The organism is Candidatus Poriferisodalis sp. (assembly GCF_965208895.1).
Lineage (GTDB): Bacteria > Actinomycetota > Acidimicrobiia > Acidimicrobiales > Poriferisodalaceae > Poriferisodalis.
In genome coordinates, this window is sequence record NZ_OZ242363.1 from 2,547,643 (window position 1) to 2,564,526 (window position 16,884).

Here is a 16,884-nt window from a genome sequence, read left to right on the forward strand (position 1 = left end):
CCCGTGCTCATGGCAGACACCGACAACCCAATCTTCGGCGGTCGCTACGAACTGTTCAGCCGTATCGCACGGGGCGGAATGTCCGAAGTGTTCCTGGGCCGCGATCGCCTCCTCGACCGGCCCGTCGCCGTCAAGGTGCTGTATCCCGAATTCGCGAACGACTCGTCATTTGTCGAGCGGTTCCGCCGAGAGGCTCAAGCCGCTGCGAACTTGAGCCAGCCGAACGTGGTCGGCGTGTACGACTGGGGCAACCACGACGGCACGTATTACATCGTGATGGAGTACGTCGAGGGTCGAAGCCTGGCGGAGGTCATCCGCAGCGACGGCCCGTTGCATCCCGATCGTGCCGCAGACATCGCCATCGACATCGCGGCTGCGCTTGCATTCGCTCACAGCAACGGCGTGGTACACCGCGACATCAAGCCGGGCAACGTCATGATCACCCATTCCGGCCAGGTCAAGGTGGCCGACTTCGGCATCGCACGTGCGCTCGGCGGCGGCACCGACGATCTGACACGCACCGGATCGGTGATGGGCACGGCCACGTATCTGTCGCCCGAGCAGGCTCAAGGGCACGATGCCGACCCGCGCAGCGACGTGTACTCGCTGTCAGTCGTGCTCTACGAGGTGCTCGCAGCAGGGCCGCCGTTCACCGGCGACAGTCCCGTCGCCATTGCCTACAAGCACGTCCAAGAAGCGCCGATCCCCCCGTCGCGCTACAACGCCGACGTCCCCCACGAACTCGAGGCAATCTGCCTGCGGGGGCTTGCCAAGGATCCCGCCGCGCGTTACGGCTCGGCCGCCGAGCTGCGCAACGATCTTCTGCGCTTCAGGGCGGGCCAGCCGACCCATGCCGCGGCAACCGACGTCACGGCGTACTTCCCGGCAGTGAGCGCCGGCCCGGCTGCGGGCACACCGCAAGCGCCTGCTGGGGGGCAGGCCACACCGCCGGGTGGGGCTTCGGCGCCCGCCTATCCCCAACCGCCTGTTGCCCCGCCCACACCCCCCTATGGCCGCGGAGGCGGCGCAGGGGAATACGGCGGCCCGCAGTACCCCCCGCAATACCCGCAGGCGCCGCCGCCTAGCTCAGTCGAGCCGCCGGACCGCACGCCGATGTGGATCACGCTGCTCGTCATCTTGCTGTTGGTCATCGCGGGGCTGGTGTTCCTGCTGGTCAACGACCGGGGCGAGCCGAGCGTCGTGGCCCAGCCCGATCCCACCTCTGACGTGCGGCTGCGAGTGCCCAACGTGGTGGGCTTGCACTTCTCCGAAGCCGAGCGCGAACTCGGCGATGTCGGCTTCGATCACGTCAGCATCGAATTCTCCGAACGCGACGACGTCGACGAGAACGTCGTGTTCCAGCAGAATCCCCGCGCCGGGCTGCTGCTCGCCGAGCCCAATAACCCAGACAACCCGATCACCTTGTTCGCGGCCGCACCGCGCACCCTGGTGCTGCTGCCCAACGTGGTCGGGCGAACCTACGAAGAGGCCGAGACGATGCTGGTCACCGCCGGCTTCAGCGTCGAGCGCATCGACGTGCGTAACGACAACCTCGCGATCGGGCTCGTGACCGAGCAGAGCATCCCCAGCACCGAACAGCGCCCCGCAGGCACGGTCGTGACGCTGACCGTCTCTGCAGGCCGCGGCGAGGTTGAGGTGCCCCGCCTGGTTGGGCAAACGGTGGACGACGCCCGGGTGACGCTGGCCCGCCTCGGACTCGTCGACCGGGTCGAGCGGGAGTTCTCCACCGAATTCAGCGAAGGAACCGTGATACGCAGCAGCCCCGAGGCTGCCCAGCCGGCGGAGCGGGGCAGCGTCATCACGCTGGTCGTCTCAGACGGCCCCGAGGAACTCGTCGTGCCGGCCTTGGCAGACTTCGGCACGACGCTCGCCGACCGGATCGAAGCCGAGCTGGTGGCACTCGGGTTCACCGTCAAGCGCACAGCGCGCGAGGTGTCCAATCTCGACGTCAACACGAACGTCGTGCGTGGCATCAGTCCTGAGCCCGGAACGGTGCTCATCGCCGGGTCCGAGATCGTCCTCCAGATGTTCAAGCCGCCCGAAGTGGCGACGGTTCCCAGCCTGCAGGCACTGGAGACGTTCGATCCCGACGGGGTAGCCGAAGCCTTGACCGAGCTGGGCTTCGAGGTCGCACGGCGCACGCAGTCGGTTGCCGAGGGCGACCCCGCCCACGGGCAGGTCATCTCTCTCGACCCGGCGCCAGGCACCGACATCCGGCTCAACTACGACACGATCACCCTGGTCATCGGCGAAGCCGAACCGGGCGAGGAAAGCGACGAGGCCGACCCCAACAGTTAGGTTGACGCACCCGTTAGCTTGGCCAGTCATGGCCCGGCCCCGCAAGACCAGCCGCATCACGCCCAAAGGCACCCGACCGCAGAACGCGCCGGCGCAGCAGCAGAGCGCAGGCGGCCAGGGCGAACAGAGCGCCTCGTGGTTCGGCTGGCTGATCGCGGCACTGCTCGGCATCGGCACCGCAGTGATCGTGTCGAACTACATGAGCTGGTTGCCGGGCAGTCCGGCGAGCGCATGGATCGCCGTCGGCTTGGCCATCGTGCTGGCAGGCATCCTGCTCGCCACTCGCTGGCGCTGATTCTTGCGAACGTCGAGCTGCCGCTTCGCGTCAACGGCGTTCGCCCGAAAGCCTGTCGGGAAACCGCCGTCCGAATCAGAGGGCCGACCGCGATTTGGGCAGCGGCCGACATATGGTCGCTAATCTCCTGCGCGCGGGGTGTTGGGGCGAGAGGGGACTCGGATGTCGGATCTTGTGGGTTGGGGCCGACGTCGGGTCAGGTATGTGCTGGCGGCGTTCGTGGCGGCGGTGTCGGTGATCGGGAGTCCTGCCGCAGCCACCGCCGGGATGGGTGATGGTTCGGCCCGACATCGTGCTATTGGTGATTTTGTCCCAAGTGCCGGGCAGATGCAGGGCCAGGAGTTCGCGTGGTCCGCCACGAGTCCGTCCGACGAGCCCGTTTCGGGTACAGATACGGCTGAGGGTGCCGGTGATGTCGACGTTGTCGAGACAGTCGGCGGTCTGGCCGCCATCGAGGAGCAGTATGCGCGTGATTACGGGGTGTCGGTGGCGGAGGCTTCGAGGCGGTTGGCGCGCATCGATGAGCTGAAACCTGTGCTGCGGGCTATTCGCGAAGCCTCGACTGGTCGGGTGGCCGGGTGGGGCTTCGATCATGTGGGCATGTTCGGGGGCTGGGTGCTGCTGGCGGGTGATGGGCTGCCGTCGGCTGCCGCGGCGGAACTGGAGGGTGCTCATCGCGATGTGTGGGTACACACGGGCGCAGTCCACACCTATGAAGAGTTGCGGGCGGCGCAGCGGGGCCTGTTCTCGGGTTTTGATTCGGCTGTGGCTGCGGAGTCGGCGTGGGTGAAGCAGATGGTGTCGTTCACGGGCATCGACATGGCCGCGAACGCAGTGCAGGTGGGGATCGATCCTGGGCTGGTCGCTCCCGGCGATCTAGCGCGGCTGCCCGGCTGGTCGGGTGGCAGCCCGGAGGAGTTGGGTGGTCAGGTTCTGTTCGAAGCGGCTGCAGCGGCAGCTGCGGGTGTGCTGGGGACGCTTGTGGCAGTGCGCACGGTCGTCGTGGACGGTCGTGGCGTTGCGGGCGAGAAAGCCGCAGGAGAAGGCAGCCGTGCTGTGGGTGCATTGTCGGACAGCGCTGATGCTGAGGGTGGCGATTCTGAGTCGGAGCGGGCGGCGGATGACGCGCAAAGGAGTGTGCGAGGCATCCCGGAGGTGTCGTTGAGTGTTGCGTCCGGTCAAGACAGGATCGTTGCGGTGGATGAGGGTGAGAGCCTGTTGCAGCTTGTGGTGTCGCTGACGGAGGCGCCCGATGTTGCCGTGTCAGGCACGTTGACGGTCTCGCATGTGTCGACCGATGAAAACGATTTCTGGGGTTGGCACGGCCATGACCTTGATGCGCTTCAGTACCGATGGGCGGTGCCTGCGGGCGAGTCTTCTGCGGCAGTGGGCATCGCGATCAGCGACGATCATCTCACCGAGCCGGACGAGCAATTCAAAGTCGCGCTCGGCACATTGCCCGCAGGCTACATAGCCGGGCCATCGTCGACAGTGGAGGCAAAGATCGTCGACGATGACATCGCCTATTTTTCGTTCGGTGTCTCCGACTTGGTGGCAGTGGAAGGCAGCCGCAGTCACGTGATCAAGATTGCTGTCGAAACCTCGGCATTCATCTCGACAGGCAGTGCACTGATCTTGGTGCCCACGATGCACACAGACGCGGCGTTTCGGGTCTTATTGGACGGATACTATTCTCGTACGAGCCAAATCCGTATCCCAGTCGATTTCGGGACCCGCGAGGTGAACGGCATCCGGTTCGACAAAGATCTAATAATCGTACTCAAACCCTACGATCCAGAAGACGAGCATGAGGTGCCCGAGTCCGCTCCGGTGCCCAGCATCGTGCTCGAAGCGCGTTCCGACGCTGATACGACTCATGACATCTACGCGGTCGGGCAGTTGTTCGACCTGCTGTACGAGACGCCGGACGGCGCACTCAAACCGGTCGAGGACTACGGCGTCATATATGAACCGCGCAGCCCGCGCTCGGTTGTCGCCGTAGACACTGGTGCTGCACCGTCGGCGAGTCTGAGCGTCGCTCGTGCGCAGGTGGCCGAGGGCGGGTCTGTTGATGTGACGGTCACGTTGAGCAAAGCGCAGAGCAAGCCGACTGCGGTGAAGCTGAGTTTTCTCGACGGCACCGCTGAGGGCGGCCGCGATTATCGGCGAACTGCGGCAGTGGACGTGCCGCCGGGCAGGACCAGCGCGACGCGTCGGATCCACACGATCGACGACGACCTGATGGAAACCGACGAGACGTTCACCGTGGCAATCGCCGACAATCTGAAATGGGCGCGAGGCGCAACAAACCACGTGACGGTGACAATCATCGACGACGACCATGCAAAGGCGACGCTCGAGGCAGTGTCGGGGCGGGTCATCTCTGAGAAGCAGGGCAAAGCAGTGGTGAAGGTCTCGCTGTCGAGGCCGCTGCCTCACGATGTCGAGATCCCGCTGGTGCTCGAATCCCGCGGGGCGGTCATTGGCAGTGACTTCCAGGCCAAGTCGCTGCGGGTTGTGATCCGTGCGGGCACCACTTCGGGGTCGGCCAAGGCAGCGGTCGCGGTCGACGATTCCGACACCGAGGGTCCCGAGAAGTTCGCCGTCAAGCTCGGCAGCCTCCCGGACAGGGTCGTACGAGGCAGGCCGGGCACTGTGCTGTTCACGATCTTCGACACAGGCGAAGCGCCGACGGCGCAGCTGTCGTCGGCACGAGCGGTGCTCCGTGAAGGAACGAATGTCACCGTCTCTGTCACTCTCTCCGAGCCGCTGAAGACTGACACCGAGGTCGCGCTCACCTTCAGCGGCACCGCCGACGCCGATGCGGACTACACAGTGACGGGTCTGCGCAACGGAACTGCGAAGCTGCAACTCCCTGCGGGCAAGACGCGCAGCCGCCTGTTCGTCACCGTTATCGACGACGACAAGTACGAAGGGACCGGACGCGAGACGATCGCTGTCGGTCTGGACCTTGCCGGGCACGCACTGCTCGCGCCCGCTGAGGACGACAGCATCGTGATGCGCATCACCGACGTCAACAGATTCGTCGCCGGCGGGCAGCTTCGCACGCCAATAGGAGACAACAAGATAGCGCTCTGCACCGTCGGCTTTGCGGTGTATCAACCAGCACACCCACCTCTGCGCCGTGAAGCTAAATATGGAGTCCTCACCTCCGGGCACTGCCAGCCGGAAAAGGCAGCGACTGACACTTTCAGCAAATTCAACGGCATCGAGCTGCCGCTCGTGGCCGAATGGCCCGACAACCTCGACGTCCAATGGCACTCCATTCCGACCGGCAACGACATACGCCTCACTAACCGATACATGTGCAACACCAGACGAGGCAACCGAACGTTCGCCACTACCTGCGAGGTACACAGCACGGTCGCCGATGACGACATCAAGTTCACCACCGACGACATGATGGGCGATTACGTGTGCCACTACGGCCATGTCACCGGCTACTCCTGCGGCACTATCACCGACATCTCCTTCGACCCAGACGGCAGCCGTACAAATTGCAGCCACGGGGACAAGAGCTGCGGCGCCGACTACGCAAGAGTCGAAGGACCGGCTCTTTGTACTGCCAAAGGGGACAGTGGTGGACCGTGGGTGAAAGGACCCGTCGCATACGGAATACACAGGGGAGGTTCAAAGGACTCATCGCGCGATGCTTCCACCGGCCAGTGCATGTTCGATGTCAAGCAGATACCGGGTGCCCACGAAACCGTATTTGCAACATTCCTGCCGATCGAGAAGGCGCTGAGTAAACTAGGTCTCCGGCTGCTCACCGCTGATCAGCAGATTCAGTGATGAACGGAAATGCGGCAACGATGCCGTCGAGCTTCCTGGTCCGAGGATCAACAGCGGTGATGCTTGCCGCCCTTGTGGTCGCCTGCACAGGAGCACACTCCACTGGCGTGCCAGTGTCGGATGTACCTGTGTCTGCCTCGGAGGTCCCGGCGGCGGCTGTTGATGGTCCATTTGTCGGCATGGGTGCCGGTTACTTGACGCAGTCAGATCCATTCGTCGGCATGTATTCCCCCATTAACGATCCGAAGTATACGAGGCATACGGTGGACTTTATTCCTGGGCTGGCGGTCTTAGAGATCGAGGGTCGGTGCCCCTATCTGGTACATGGCGGGGAGCGTTACCTTTGGAGGCTGCCGCGTGGAGCCGTATCGTATGATCCCGACACCGGCATTCTTGACTTTGAGGGGAGGTGGCTGCAATCTGGCGATGTGATTGAGGGTGCTGGCGTATCGTACAGTCGTCTATGGACCAGCAATGCTGACCATATGGCCTTTCTCGCTGAGCTGCGGCACCTATTTCCATCGTGTACACGGATGACACATCACACTTATCTCGACTATCCGTACCCCTTGGTTTGGAGCCTCAGGGACGAGTATTTGCAGAGTTCCGGGTACGACCACTTCGTCGGTTCCCGTGGTGGACTGCCTTCTGACAGCAAGATGTTTCATGACGGTGTACTGCACATCAAAGATCGCTGCGCATACGCAGTCATCGGCGGGCGTCGATATCTGATTCGGTTTCCCGCCCGTTTTGTCGGGTACCGGCCTCGGTCCGGCATCTTGGTGACGGAGTCTGGGGACTTCGTGCGTTCAGGCGACGCCGTGGTGTTCCGCGGTGAACTGACAAATGATCGACACCATTTTGTCGTGTACGGACCCAAGTCACGAATCAAGTTCACATGCATTTCAGACGGCAGCCTGCTCGGTCACGTGGCCCAAGCCGGCAATTCGATATCTGAATGACTCCGCGCCGCTCTTGGAAGCACAAATGTCATAGATGTAGTTTCCCCCAAGCTGTGGAAAACCTGTGAGCAACGGTGCAGCTACTCGTCTGCGTTGGCTACGAGGTCCATGTCCTCACTGCAGCAACGGGGCGGCTCAGGGTTCTGCACCGGCGAGCGTGTCATGCGCATCTCAGTGCCGCAGAGGCTGCACCGGTAGGTGAGGCGCACCCGTCGCAGTTCTCCTGGCGGGGGCGGCGGGGGGATCGGCCGCGAGAATGTGGCCATCATGCGCAGGCCAAGCCGGTACACGATGTAGATGAAGACCAGCGAGAGCGGCACGGCCAGCCACAGGCTCACATGGACCACGCTAACGCTGCCCGCTCCTCTCGCCGTCGGGGCTCGGGTGCTTGTGACATTGTTTGATGGTGCGGCCTACTGGGACTGAGCCTGGAGACTTTGTCGAGTACGACATGGATCTGTATGAGGCGCAGCGGCGCAGTGCCATGCGGGCTGCGCTGGAGGCCAGCCGAGCCGAGCTGTCTGCGGAACTCGGTGTGGAGCTCCGGGTTGGCAGCGAAGGCAATGAGCTGGTGTTGGTGGACGCCCATGGGGTTCGCTACCGGGCGAGCCTGAACCCTCGCGGACGGCTGGTGCTCACCGCCGTTCGGGGAGCCAGCCTGCTCTAACGCGAGGGCGAGGCGCGGAAGGCCCGTTCGAGCAGCGACGACGGTGCCGGCTCGGGGTCGGGTTCTGGCATTTCGGTTGGCTCGGGACGGGACCGGGGCTTGAACAGCGGTTCAACGCCCTCCGAGGCTTCGGCACTCGGCGCCGGCGGGGCCGTCACCGGTTCCGGCTCGTGAACCCGTTGGTCCGCGAGCTCCCACCCGACCGGCACCTTGATCCGATCGGCATGGCGCCGGCACAACGGCATGATCATGTCGCGCTGACGAGACGTGCCGGCCATCGTGGCGGCATCTAGGTCGTACAGCCACGCCCTTGTCTGAAGCACGTCATAGCCAAGCCCATCGGTGGCCAACTCGGTGCACATCCCTCGAACACACTGCAACATGGCAGTCGAAGGTACCGGCGCGCTTGGGACCGGTTGGGGATAGGCCGCCGGCCCGGTGCCGAACGGGCGATCTCGGTAGGGTGCTCTGCGCCAGAAGCAGACCTGCTGACGGCGAGCACACGAGGGGAGCCGCAGTGGTTGGCGGAGCATTGAAGTCAGCGAGCATGGACGATTTCGATCTGCGGATGTCCGCCGCGGTCGAGCCGCTGTATGAAGCGGTCAAGGCGTTCATCCGCGACGAAGTCGACCCCATCACCGAGGAATTCCACCGGATGGGAGAGAACCGCGAAGACCGCTGGAGCTGGGCACCCGGCCAGCTCGAGCTGCTGGAGGGCGCCAAGAACAAGGCGCGCGAGCAGGGATTGTGGAACTTCTTCCTGCCTGACGCGGACACCGGCGAGGGCCTGAGCAACCTCGACTACGCCTACATCGCCAACGAGCTGGGCAAGAACCGACTGGCCTCGGAGTGCCTGAACTGTTCCGCGCCCGACACCGGCAACATGGAAGTGCTCGAGCGCGTCGGCACGCCCGAGCAGAAGCAGCAATGGCTCGAGCCGCTGCTCGAGGGCAAGATCCGCTCTGCTTATGCCATGACCGAGCCGGCCGTGATGAGCTCGGACGCCAAGCAGGTGCAGACCAACGCCGAGCTCGACGGCGACGAGTGGCTGATCAACGGCGAGAAGTTCTACATCTCCGGTGCCGGTGACCCCCGCTGCAAGATCATGATCACCATGGTGCGCACCAACCCCGACGCGGACACCTACAAACAGCAGTCGCAGATCCTCGTGCCGATCGACGCGCCCGGCGTGAACATCTTGGGCCCGATGCACGTCTTCGGCGCCGACGACGCCCCGCACGGCCACATGCACATCACCTTTGAGGATGTGCGGGTGCCTCGCGACAACATCCTGCTCGGCGAAGGCCGCGGCTTCGAGATCTCTCAGCTGCGGCTGGGCCCTGGCCGCATCCACCACTGCATGCGCTCGATCGGCGCCGCCGAGAAGGCCATCGAGATGATGGTCGACCGGGGACTGAGCCGGGAGGGCTTCGGCAAGAAGCTCATCAACCTGGGCAAGAACATGGAGGTCGTGTCGCGGTCACGCATCGAGGTCGAGGCCATGCGGCTGATGGTGCTGCGGGCGGCCCAGGCCATGGACACGCTCGGCAACGCCGAGGCGCGAGTCTGGGTGAGCGCTGTCAAGGCAATGGTGCCCGAGAAGTGCTGCGACATCATCAACGAGGCGATCCAGATGCACGGTGCAGCTGGGGTTTCGCAGTGGTTCCCGCTGGCTGACATGTGGCATGCGCAGCGCACACTCCGGCTCGCTGACGGTCCCGATGAGGTGCATCACCATGTTGTGGCTCGCGCTGAGGTCAAGACTCGCGAGAGTGAGCGGTCCATGGGGCTTGCTGTCGACCACACGCTCGACGGGCCGGTCGCTCCGGCCATGGCCTTCTCTGGCCCCTGAGGGCCGGCGCCGGTCGGCGTGTTTGTGCCGTCGGCGTAATTGTGGCAGATATGCGCCGAGACAGCGCTGGCAGATCCGCGCTCGCGTGAGGCGCGTACACCGGTGTTTGCTAATCTAGTGTTCGGTGATCGGGACGGGATCGTGGCGCGGTCCGGCCCGATGCGACACAGCAGCGCCAAAGGACGGTGGTCATGGCGGCAGGAGGGACTGATCGGGGCCGGGGCAGCGGTTCGGGTTCTGCTGGGGATGGTCATCGGGCGGTGCCGCGGCGGTCGAGGGCTTGGCGGCGTTGGGCGGCTGCGGCTGTGGTTGCGGTGTTGGCGGCGGGGCTGGTGGTGCCGGTGTCGGCGGGTCCGGCGTGGGCGCAGAATCCTCCTCCGGCGGTGGATTACGACGTCGATGATGACGGTTTGATCGAGGTTTCGAGCTTGGCGCAGTTGAACGCGATCCGGTGGGATCTCGACGGTGACGGCGCCGCTGATGTGTACCCGCCTGATCGTGACGGCCGCACCGGCCATGATCCCGACGGGGCTGCGAAGCATGCGGCGGCGTTCCCTGATGCGATGGCGGGAATGGGCTGCACGTCTGATGGCTGTTCGGGCTATGAGCTCGTCGCCGACTTGGACTTCGACACCAACGCCAACGGCCAGGCTGATGCGGGCGACGACTTCTGGAACGGCGGCAAGGGCTGGGTTCCGTTGATGGGCGGAGAGGCGGTCTACGGCTTCGAAGCCCGTAGTCGTCTCCATGACCAGGTGGGGACCAGCTACTTGGGGGACCGGCCGAATCCGCGTGCTCGGATGTTCACTGCGGTGTTCGAGGGCAACGGCCGCACGATTGCGAACTTGTTCATCGACGATCCGGGCCGCTGGTTTGTGGGGCTGTTCGGCTATGTCGGCCCCGGGGCGCATGTGCGCAATGTGGGGCTGAGCGCCCCCAACCCTGACAGCGGGGTGAGCGGCTCGACCGAGGCGGGGGCGCTGGCAGGCTCGGTGGAGCGTGCCCGGGTCAGCGGCGTGTGGTCCGATGTCGATGTGGCCGGAGGCCACAAAGTAGGCGGCCTGATCGGGTTGAGCTGGAGACATGCGTTCGTCATCGAGAGCTTCGCCACCGGCGACGTGACGGGCTGGAGCTTGGTCGGCGGTCTGCTCGGGGTCCTCAACTATTCGGGTGCTGCTGCGAGCTACGCCACCGGCGACGTGACGGCGTCATGCCACGGGGGAGGACTCGCCGGTCGCCATCCCGACGGTCACATCAGGGCGACCTATGCCACCGGTTCAGTGACGGGAACCTCTGCAACAAATTGCACACACGACGGGGTGCATGTGACCGCAGTCGGTGCCCTGCTCGGGATGACGAGCAACCCCGTCTTGAACTCGTGGCCGCGCGCCAACTACGCAATCGGAAATGTCACCGCGCCGCCGGGGGCGAACGAGGTGGGCGGGCTGGCCGGCATGTACATCAGCTCGCCGGCTCAGCCTGGTGAGGGTTCGAATTATTGGGACGTGGAGGCTTCTGGTCAATCCGGCAGCCCGGAGTTCGCAGTGGGTTACACGACGGCGCAGTTGCAGGCGCCGACGGGTTATTCGGGCATCTACGCGGACTGGAACGTCGATGTGGGTGCTGACGGCGATTTCGGCGGTGCGGGTGATGATCCGTGGGATTTCGGTTCGTCGTCGCAGTATCCGGTGCTGAAGTACTGCGCGGACAAGCCGGGGATCGACACCGCTGACGGTGAGCCGTACTGTCCGCTGGATCCGGTGGCGCAGCGGTCGGGGGGGATCACGATCGTGGTCGTGCCCGTCAGCGACGACGGTGATGGTGACAGCGACGACACTGACGCGGACGGCGGCGCTGCGGACGAGCCAGTCGCTGACGCTGATGGGGATGCGAGTGATGCGGCGCCGCAGGGTTACGCGGTCGATCCTGCTGTGGTGGCGAAGGTGGAGTATCTGGCTTCGCAGACCCATCACGGCTCGGCGCATGTGAATCGCTGGCAGCGGGTGCTGGCCGCGTTCGGCGCGCTCGACGCTGCTGGCGTCGCCGGGGGCGCGATGACTGCGGAGCAGGCTCAGCAGATGGCCGACACCCACAGCAGCCCGGTATGGGACGAAGTAGTAACCGAGCTGACAGCGCTCGAAGCCGCGCAGGCGCCGGCAGCGGACGATGCGCCCTCACCAGGTGACGGTTCCACGCCCCAGGACGCTCCGGTGCCTCAGGACGCCCCCGTGCCCGACGAGGGCGATGCTGTGCCGGTGACGGTGCCGGTGGTGAGCATCGCCGCCGGTCCGGATGTGACCGAGGGAGGCGACGCGGTGTTCACGCTGACCGCGGATCCGCCGCCGACCGCTGGTCTCGATGTGTCTGTGACGGTGTCGTCGCAGGGCGACTGGGGCGCCGCAGCCGGCCCGCAGACAGTCAGCTTCGCCGCTGGCGCCGCGACAGCGACGCTGACGGTGCCCACCGTCGATGACAGCGTGGACGAGGCCGACGGCTCGGTGTCGGTGACGTTGGACGCGCCCGGCGCGGACTCGGGCTACACGGTCTCCGCTGTCCACGGCTCGGCTGCGGTGGGGGTGGCTGATGACGATGTGGATCCGTTGACGGTGTACATGATCTTCTTCGCGACCTCGATCGACGAGAACGGCGCCGGCTACGGCAACCAGGCCGGGCTCAACATCGGGCTGACGCGCACGCTGCGGTCGTGGGAGACGCTCACGGTGCCGTTGAGCGTGACCGGCGGCGACGAAGGCGCCCAATGGACGATGCGCGACCTCAACGATCCCGACGCGGCGTTCGCGAACGACTTCGAGGTGACCTTCGGCCCGGGCGACCAACGCGTCGAGTTGGCGTTGACTGCTGTGGCTGACAGCGACTGGGCCGATCACGAGATCACCGTGTCCTATGGCACCGGCAGCCGGGCGGCGACGCTGAACGGCAGCACCGACGGCGTGAATATGGGCATCTCGTGGGGTCCCGACGGCGTCGAGCGCGCGGACGGTTCGACCACCGTGGTGATCGTCGACAGCGACGAACCGCCGCCGCAGATCGACATCACCGCAGCGTCGGGCGGCACCGAAGGAACCGCCGCAGCCTTCACCGTCACCGCTTCGGCGCCGGCAGCGGCCGATCTCGACGTGAACGTGGCGGTCAGCGCGACCGGCGACTGGGGTGCCTCGACAGGCACACAGACGGTGACGATCCCCCAAGGCGCCACCGCGGCGACCCTCACTGTCTCCACCGTCGACGACAGCACCGACGAACCCGACGGGACGATCACCGCCACCATCGCAGCAGGCAGCGGCTATGAGATCGGCGCTCAGGCGACGCAGACCGCGCAGATCCTCGACGACGACGACCCGCCCCCCGAACCCGCCGCGGCGGCCTGCACGGGCAAACCGCGGGTGTCCGTCGCCGACGCCGCAGCACAGCGAGGCGACGACCTGGAGTTCGTGATCAGCCTCAGCTGCCGCTCTGCGGGCGCTGTCACCGTCTACTACTTCGTCGCCTACGGCGCAGACATCACATCCGTCCGCACTATCGGCATCGCCAGCGGCGACACCGAAGCGACCGTCACCGTGCCCACCGCCGGCGTCAACACATCGGTCACGTTCCACGTCGTGTACACCATCGGCGCCGCCAACTACTCAGCCACAGCCAAAGCCACCATCACCGGCTGAGCCAGCGTGCGGGTGGGAGAGCGTCTACCGGTCGTCGGGCGTCTCGCGTTCATAGACGAGTGGATTCATTTGGCAACGATGAGCAGGGACATGGGCCCTTAGGCGTGGGCGGGGTCGCCTAAATCTCTCAGCGCCCAGTCTCTGAGTTCCACCTTGCGGATCTTGCCGGAGGGGGTGGTGGGCATTTCCTCTACGAAGATCACTTTTCGGGGGATCTTGAAACTGGCTATGCGGCCTTGGCAGCGCTCGATGAGCGAATCCTCGGTGATGTCTGGTGGGGCTGAGGGGGTGAGCTGGACGAAGGCGACCGGGACTTCTACGAGGCGCGGGTCGGGGTAGCCGACTACTGCTATCTGTTCGACGCCGTCGGCTTCGAGCAGGTAGCCCTCTAGTTCAGCGGGAGACACATTCTCGCCGCCCACTTTCAGCATGTCTTTGTGGCGGCCGATGAAGACGGCGTGACCGTCGGGGCGCATCCTTGCTATGTCGCCGGTGTCGAGCCAGCCGTCATCGCCGAGCACTTCGGCGGTGGCTTCGGGGCGGCGCCAGTAGCCCTCCATCACGGTGTAGCCGCGCACAAACAGTGCTCCCGGGGCGTCAGGCAGGCACTCGGCGCCGGTCTCGAGGTCTCGGATCTGGTACTCGATGCCGTCCATGGGGTAGCCGGAGGCTTCGGTGCGCTGCTCGACGGAATGGGTGGGGTGGCTGCAGCTCACAAACGCCCACGACTCGCTCATGCCCCAGCCCGAGATGGTGGGGCAGAACACTTCCTGGGCTCGCCTTGCGATAGGCGTAGACGACTCCATACCCGCCGCCAGGGTTCCCATGCGCAGGCTGGACCTGTCGCGGGGGTGCTCGTCCTGGGCGCGCAGCAGGTCGCCCCAGTGGGAGTCGAAACCGTGCAGGACCGTGCCGCCTTGGGACTCCACTTCTGCCAGAACTGCTGCGGGGTCGAAGACGTCGAACAGCACCTGGCAGCCACCGGTGAGCACCGCTTGGATCGACACCTCGCCGAAGCCGAACAGGTGGAACAGCGGCAGGTAGCTCATGTGGATGTCGTTGGCGGTGTGCCCCAGCAGCATCGACCGTTCGCGGCTGTTGCGCAGCGGGCGGTGAGTGTGCACAACGCCCTTGGGGTGACCGGTCGTGCCCGACGTGTACGCCAGCATCATGCGGTCGTCGACCGTCACGCTGGCAGCGCGCTCGGCCAGTTCAGTGTCGGTGACACGCTGGCCCGCCGCCAGCAGATCTTCCCAGCTCATCGCATCGGCGAGCGCGTCGTCACGGTCCGCACCGGTGAACACGACCCGCTCGAGGTGCCCCGCAGCAACGATGTCGGGATGAGCCTCGCAGAGCATCGCTCGGTAGTCGATCGGCCCCGACTGGTCGATCGAGATCATGAACCGGCTCTCCGACTGCGCCACGGTGTAGGCCACGTCGTCGGTCCGGTACCGGGTATTCAGCGGCACGATGCAGCCGCCCACCTTCGGGATGGCGTACTGCAACCACAGCCACTCGGGCAGGTTCGTCATCCACACGGCCACATGATCGCCTCGCTGTGCACCCAGCGCCATCAGCCCCTTGGCGACGCGGTCCACCTCGGCAGCGAAATCGCTGTAGCTCCAGCGCTGGTCGCCGAAGACCACCGCCGGACGGTCGCCCCACATGCGTGCCGCGCGATCGACGGCATCGCCCAGCAGCAGCCAGTCGTACTTCACACCCTCAGCCATCGCCGCAGCGTAGGTCAGCGGTGACTTCAGGCGACTAGCACAGGGACCAGCAGCGCCAGCCAAGTGCTCATCGCAAAGCCCGTCATCGCCAGCATCAAGGTCCGTGTCTGTTTCGCGAACAGCAGCGCCATCTCGGCGCGCAGCGATGCCTCGAGTTGCCCAAGATCAGCCTTGGTTGCAACCTCAGGCCATTCGTACGGGGGAAGCGAGTCCATGAGTGTCGCTGCCTCCTGCTCCCCCAACACGCTGTTCAAGCTGTTCATCAACGCCAAGCGCTGGCTCTCGTTAGGCCCCATGATATGTCCTCCGTCTCGGGGTATTCCGATTGGAGGAAGGGGCTGCACGCCGCCCTTCCGATGGCGTACTCCCATTCTACCGCTGCCGGGGATGACCCTCGGAAGCCGACGGCGTCGCAGCCTCGGCACCGAAGGGGGCTACGTTGAGCAGTCTCCGGCAGGCCGCGATGGCCGACGAAGCACTCACCGACTCACGGAGGCACATCGTGGAATTCGATCTGATGACCGGCTCGTCGACCTGGAGCGATGCTGCCGACCTGGCCCGCAAGGTCGAGGGCGCCGGCTTCTCGGGGATGCTCTACACCGAGACCGGGCAGGTGCCGTGGATGCAGCTCGCCGCAGCCGCCATGGCGGCCCCCAGCCTCACGTTCACGACCGGCATCGCGGTGGCCTTCCCTCGCAGCCCGATGGTGTCGGCCCAGATCGCCTGGGAACTCGCCGGCGAGACCAATGGCCGTTTCCGGCTGGGCCTCGGCAGCCAGGTGAAGGGTCACATCGTGCGGCGCTATGGGGTCGAATTCGATCGCCCGGCGGCGCGCATGCGCGACTACGTCGGGGCGGTGCAGGCGTGCCTGCGGGCCTTCCGGCGGGAAGAGAAGCTCAGCTACGAAGGCGAGTTCTTCAACCTGAGCCTGCTGCCGGCACAATGGGCGCCGCGCGCGCACGACCACGGCGACGTGAAGGTCGATATCTCATCTGTCGGTCCCATCATGAACGGGGTGGCCGGCGAGGTTGCCGACGGCGTGCACGTCCACCCGATGCACACGATGCACTACATCCGCGAACGGCTGCTGCCTGAGGTGGCCCGGGGTGCGGAGCGAGCCGGTCGTGACGTCGCCGACATCGACCTGATCGTGCCGGTATTCGCCGCACCCGGCGACACACCCGACGAGCTGGCGCCGTTGATCTGGCGGGCCAAGACGCAGATCGCGTTCTACGGCACCACACCGAATTATGCGTTCCAATTCACAGATCTGGGCTACGAGGGTGTCACTGAGAAGCTGCGCCAACTCATGAGCACCGGCGACATCGCTGGCATGGCCGACACCATCACCGACGACATGCTCGAGCACTTCGCTGTCGTCGGGCCATGGGACGAGATGGCAGACCGGCTGAAAGACCGTTACGCGGGCACCGCCGCCCGGGTGGTCATGTACCTGGCCGAGGAGCAGATCCGCAAGGACCCCGACATGGTCCACAAGTGGGGCGACGTGGCCCAAGCCACCCGCGCCTGAGCAGGCTCGCACCGGGGCACTGGGCAGCAGCGCCC

Annotated in this window: 12 protein-coding genes; 8 read left to right on the plus strand and 4 right to left on the minus strand. The window is 65.3% G+C overall.

Annotated features, from left to right (window positions below; translation table 11 throughout):
- Positions 1 to 9 precede the first annotated feature (9 nt).
- The 4 genes from pknB (at position 10) to ACOGJB_RS11500 (ending at position 7,389) form a co-directional block, all read left to right on the plus strand.
- Positions 10 to 2,319 (plus strand): Stk1 family PASTA domain-containing Ser/Thr kinase, encoded by a 2,310-nt coding sequence (pknB, locus tag ACOGJB_RS11485; protein ID WP_419837268.1) that lies wholly within the window; start codon positions 10 to 12, stop codon positions 2,317 to 2,319.
- Positions 2,320 to 2,347: 28 nt separating this feature from the next.
- The gene (locus ACOGJB_RS11490) at positions 2,348 to 2,614 is read left to right on the plus strand and encodes a cell division protein CrgA (protein ID WP_419837269.1); all 267 of its coding nucleotides are present in this window, start codon (positions 2,348 to 2,350) and stop codon (positions 2,612 to 2,614) included.
- 162 nt (positions 2,615 to 2,776) lie between these two features.
- Positions 2,777 to 6,427 (plus strand): Calx-beta domain-containing protein, encoded by a 3,651-nt coding sequence (locus ACOGJB_RS11495; protein WP_419837270.1) that lies wholly within the window; start codon positions 2,777 to 2,779, stop codon positions 6,425 to 6,427.
- A gap of 533 nt (positions 6,428 to 6,960) precedes the next feature.
- Positions 6,961 to 7,389 carry a hypothetical protein gene (locus ACOGJB_RS11500; RefSeq protein ID WP_419837271.1) on the plus strand — a complete coding sequence of 143 codons (429 nt, stop codon included), beginning with the start codon at positions 6,961 to 6,963 and terminating at the stop codon, positions 7,387 to 7,389.
- 80 nt (positions 7,390 to 7,469) lie between these two features.
- On the opposite strand, the gene ACOGJB_RS11505 is transcribed toward ACOGJB_RS11500, so the two are convergent.
- Positions 7,470 to 7,727: a hypothetical protein gene (locus ACOGJB_RS11505; RefSeq protein WP_419837272.1), complete on the minus strand. Its 258-nt coding sequence runs from the start codon at positions 7,725 to 7,727 to the stop codon at positions 7,470 to 7,472.
- A 65-nt stretch (positions 7,728 to 7,792) separates the two neighbouring features.
- On the opposite strand from ACOGJB_RS11505, the gene ACOGJB_RS11510 reads away from it, so the two are divergent.
- On the plus strand, positions 7,793 to 8,056 hold the full coding sequence (locus ACOGJB_RS11510; RefSeq protein WP_419837273.1) for a hypothetical protein: 264 nt from the start codon (positions 7,793 to 7,795) through the stop codon (positions 8,054 to 8,056).
- Here the strand turns inward: ACOGJB_RS11510 and ACOGJB_RS11515 are convergent.
- Positions 8,053 to 8,439, minus strand: coding sequence for a DUF3499 family protein (locus ACOGJB_RS11515; RefSeq protein ID WP_419837274.1), 387 nt, complete (start codon positions 8,437 to 8,439; stop codon positions 8,053 to 8,055). The two genes, ACOGJB_RS11510 and ACOGJB_RS11515, sit on opposite strands and share 4 nt — an antisense overlap.
- A gap of 164 nt (positions 8,440 to 8,603) precedes the next feature.
- On the opposite strand from ACOGJB_RS11515, the gene ACOGJB_RS11520 reads away from it, so the two are divergent.
- Together ACOGJB_RS11520 and ACOGJB_RS11525 are read left to right on the plus strand one after the other, a co-directional pair.
- Positions 8,604 to 9,908 carry an acyl-CoA dehydrogenase family protein gene (locus ACOGJB_RS11520; RefSeq protein ID WP_419837275.1) on the plus strand — a complete coding sequence of 435 codons (1,305 nt, stop codon included), beginning with the start codon at positions 8,604 to 8,606 and terminating at the stop codon, positions 9,906 to 9,908.
- 191 nt (positions 9,909 to 10,099) lie between these two features.
- Positions 10,100 to 13,588, plus strand: a complete 3,489-nt coding sequence (locus ACOGJB_RS11525; RefSeq protein WP_419837276.1) for a hypothetical protein — start codon at positions 10,100 to 10,102, stop codon at positions 13,586 to 13,588.
- A 98-nt stretch (positions 13,589 to 13,686) separates the two neighbouring features.
- Here the strand turns inward: ACOGJB_RS11525 and ACOGJB_RS11530 are convergent, their stop codons facing one another.
- A complete protein-coding gene (locus ACOGJB_RS11530; protein ID WP_419837277.1) occupies positions 13,687 to 15,318 on the minus strand; it encodes a class I adenylate-forming enzyme family protein in 1,632 nt (543 codons plus the stop codon).
- Positions 15,319 to 15,344: 26 nt separating this feature from the next.
- On the minus strand, positions 15,345 to 15,614 hold the full coding sequence (locus ACOGJB_RS11535) for a hypothetical protein (RefSeq protein ID WP_419837278.1): 270 nt from the start codon (positions 15,612 to 15,614) through the stop codon (positions 15,345 to 15,347).
- Between the two features lie 143 nt (positions 15,615 to 15,757).
- Here ACOGJB_RS11535 and ACOGJB_RS11540 point away from each other — a divergent pair, with 143 nt between their 5' ends.
- On the plus strand, positions 15,758 to 16,849 hold the full coding sequence (locus ACOGJB_RS11540) for a TIGR03617 family F420-dependent LLM class oxidoreductase (protein WP_419837279.1): 1,092 nt from the start codon (positions 15,758 to 15,760) through the stop codon (positions 16,847 to 16,849).
- Positions 16,850 to 16,884 lie beyond the last annotated feature (35 nt).

Coding starts and splice junctions, on each gene's coding strand:
- pknB (WP_419837268.1), top strand. CDS start 10: ATGGCAGACACCGACAACCCAATCTTCGGCGGTCGCTACGAACTGTTC.
- ACOGJB_RS11490 (WP_419837269.1), top strand. CDS start 2,348: ATGGCCCGGCCCCGCAAGACCAGCCGCATCACGCCCAAAGGCACCCGA.
- ACOGJB_RS11495 (WP_419837270.1), top strand. CDS start 2,777: ATGTCGGATCTTGTGGGTTGGGGCCGACGTCGGGTCAGGTATGTGCTG.
- ACOGJB_RS11500 (WP_419837271.1), top strand. CDS start 6,961: ATGACACATCACACTTATCTCGACTATCCGTACCCCTTGGTTTGGAGC.
- ACOGJB_RS11510 (WP_419837273.1), top strand. CDS start 7,793: ATGGTGCGGCCTACTGGGACTGAGCCTGGAGACTTTGTCGAGTACGAC.
- ACOGJB_RS11515 (WP_419837274.1), bottom strand. CDS start 8,439: ATGTTGCAGTGTGTTCGAGGGATGTGCACCGAGTTGGCCACCGATGGG.
- ACOGJB_RS11520 (WP_419837275.1), top strand. CDS start 8,604: ATGGACGATTTCGATCTGCGGATGTCCGCCGCGGTCGAGCCGCTGTAT.
- ACOGJB_RS11525 (WP_419837276.1), top strand. CDS start 10,100: ATGGCGGCAGGAGGGACTGATCGGGGCCGGGGCAGCGGTTCGGGTTCT.
- ACOGJB_RS11530 (WP_419837277.1), bottom strand. CDS start 15,318: ATGGCTGAGGGTGTGAAGTACGACTGGCTGCTGCTGGGCGATGCCGTC.
- ACOGJB_RS11535 (WP_419837278.1), bottom strand. CDS start 15,614: ATGGGGCCTAACGAGAGCCAGCGCTTGGCGTTGATGAACAGCTTGAAC.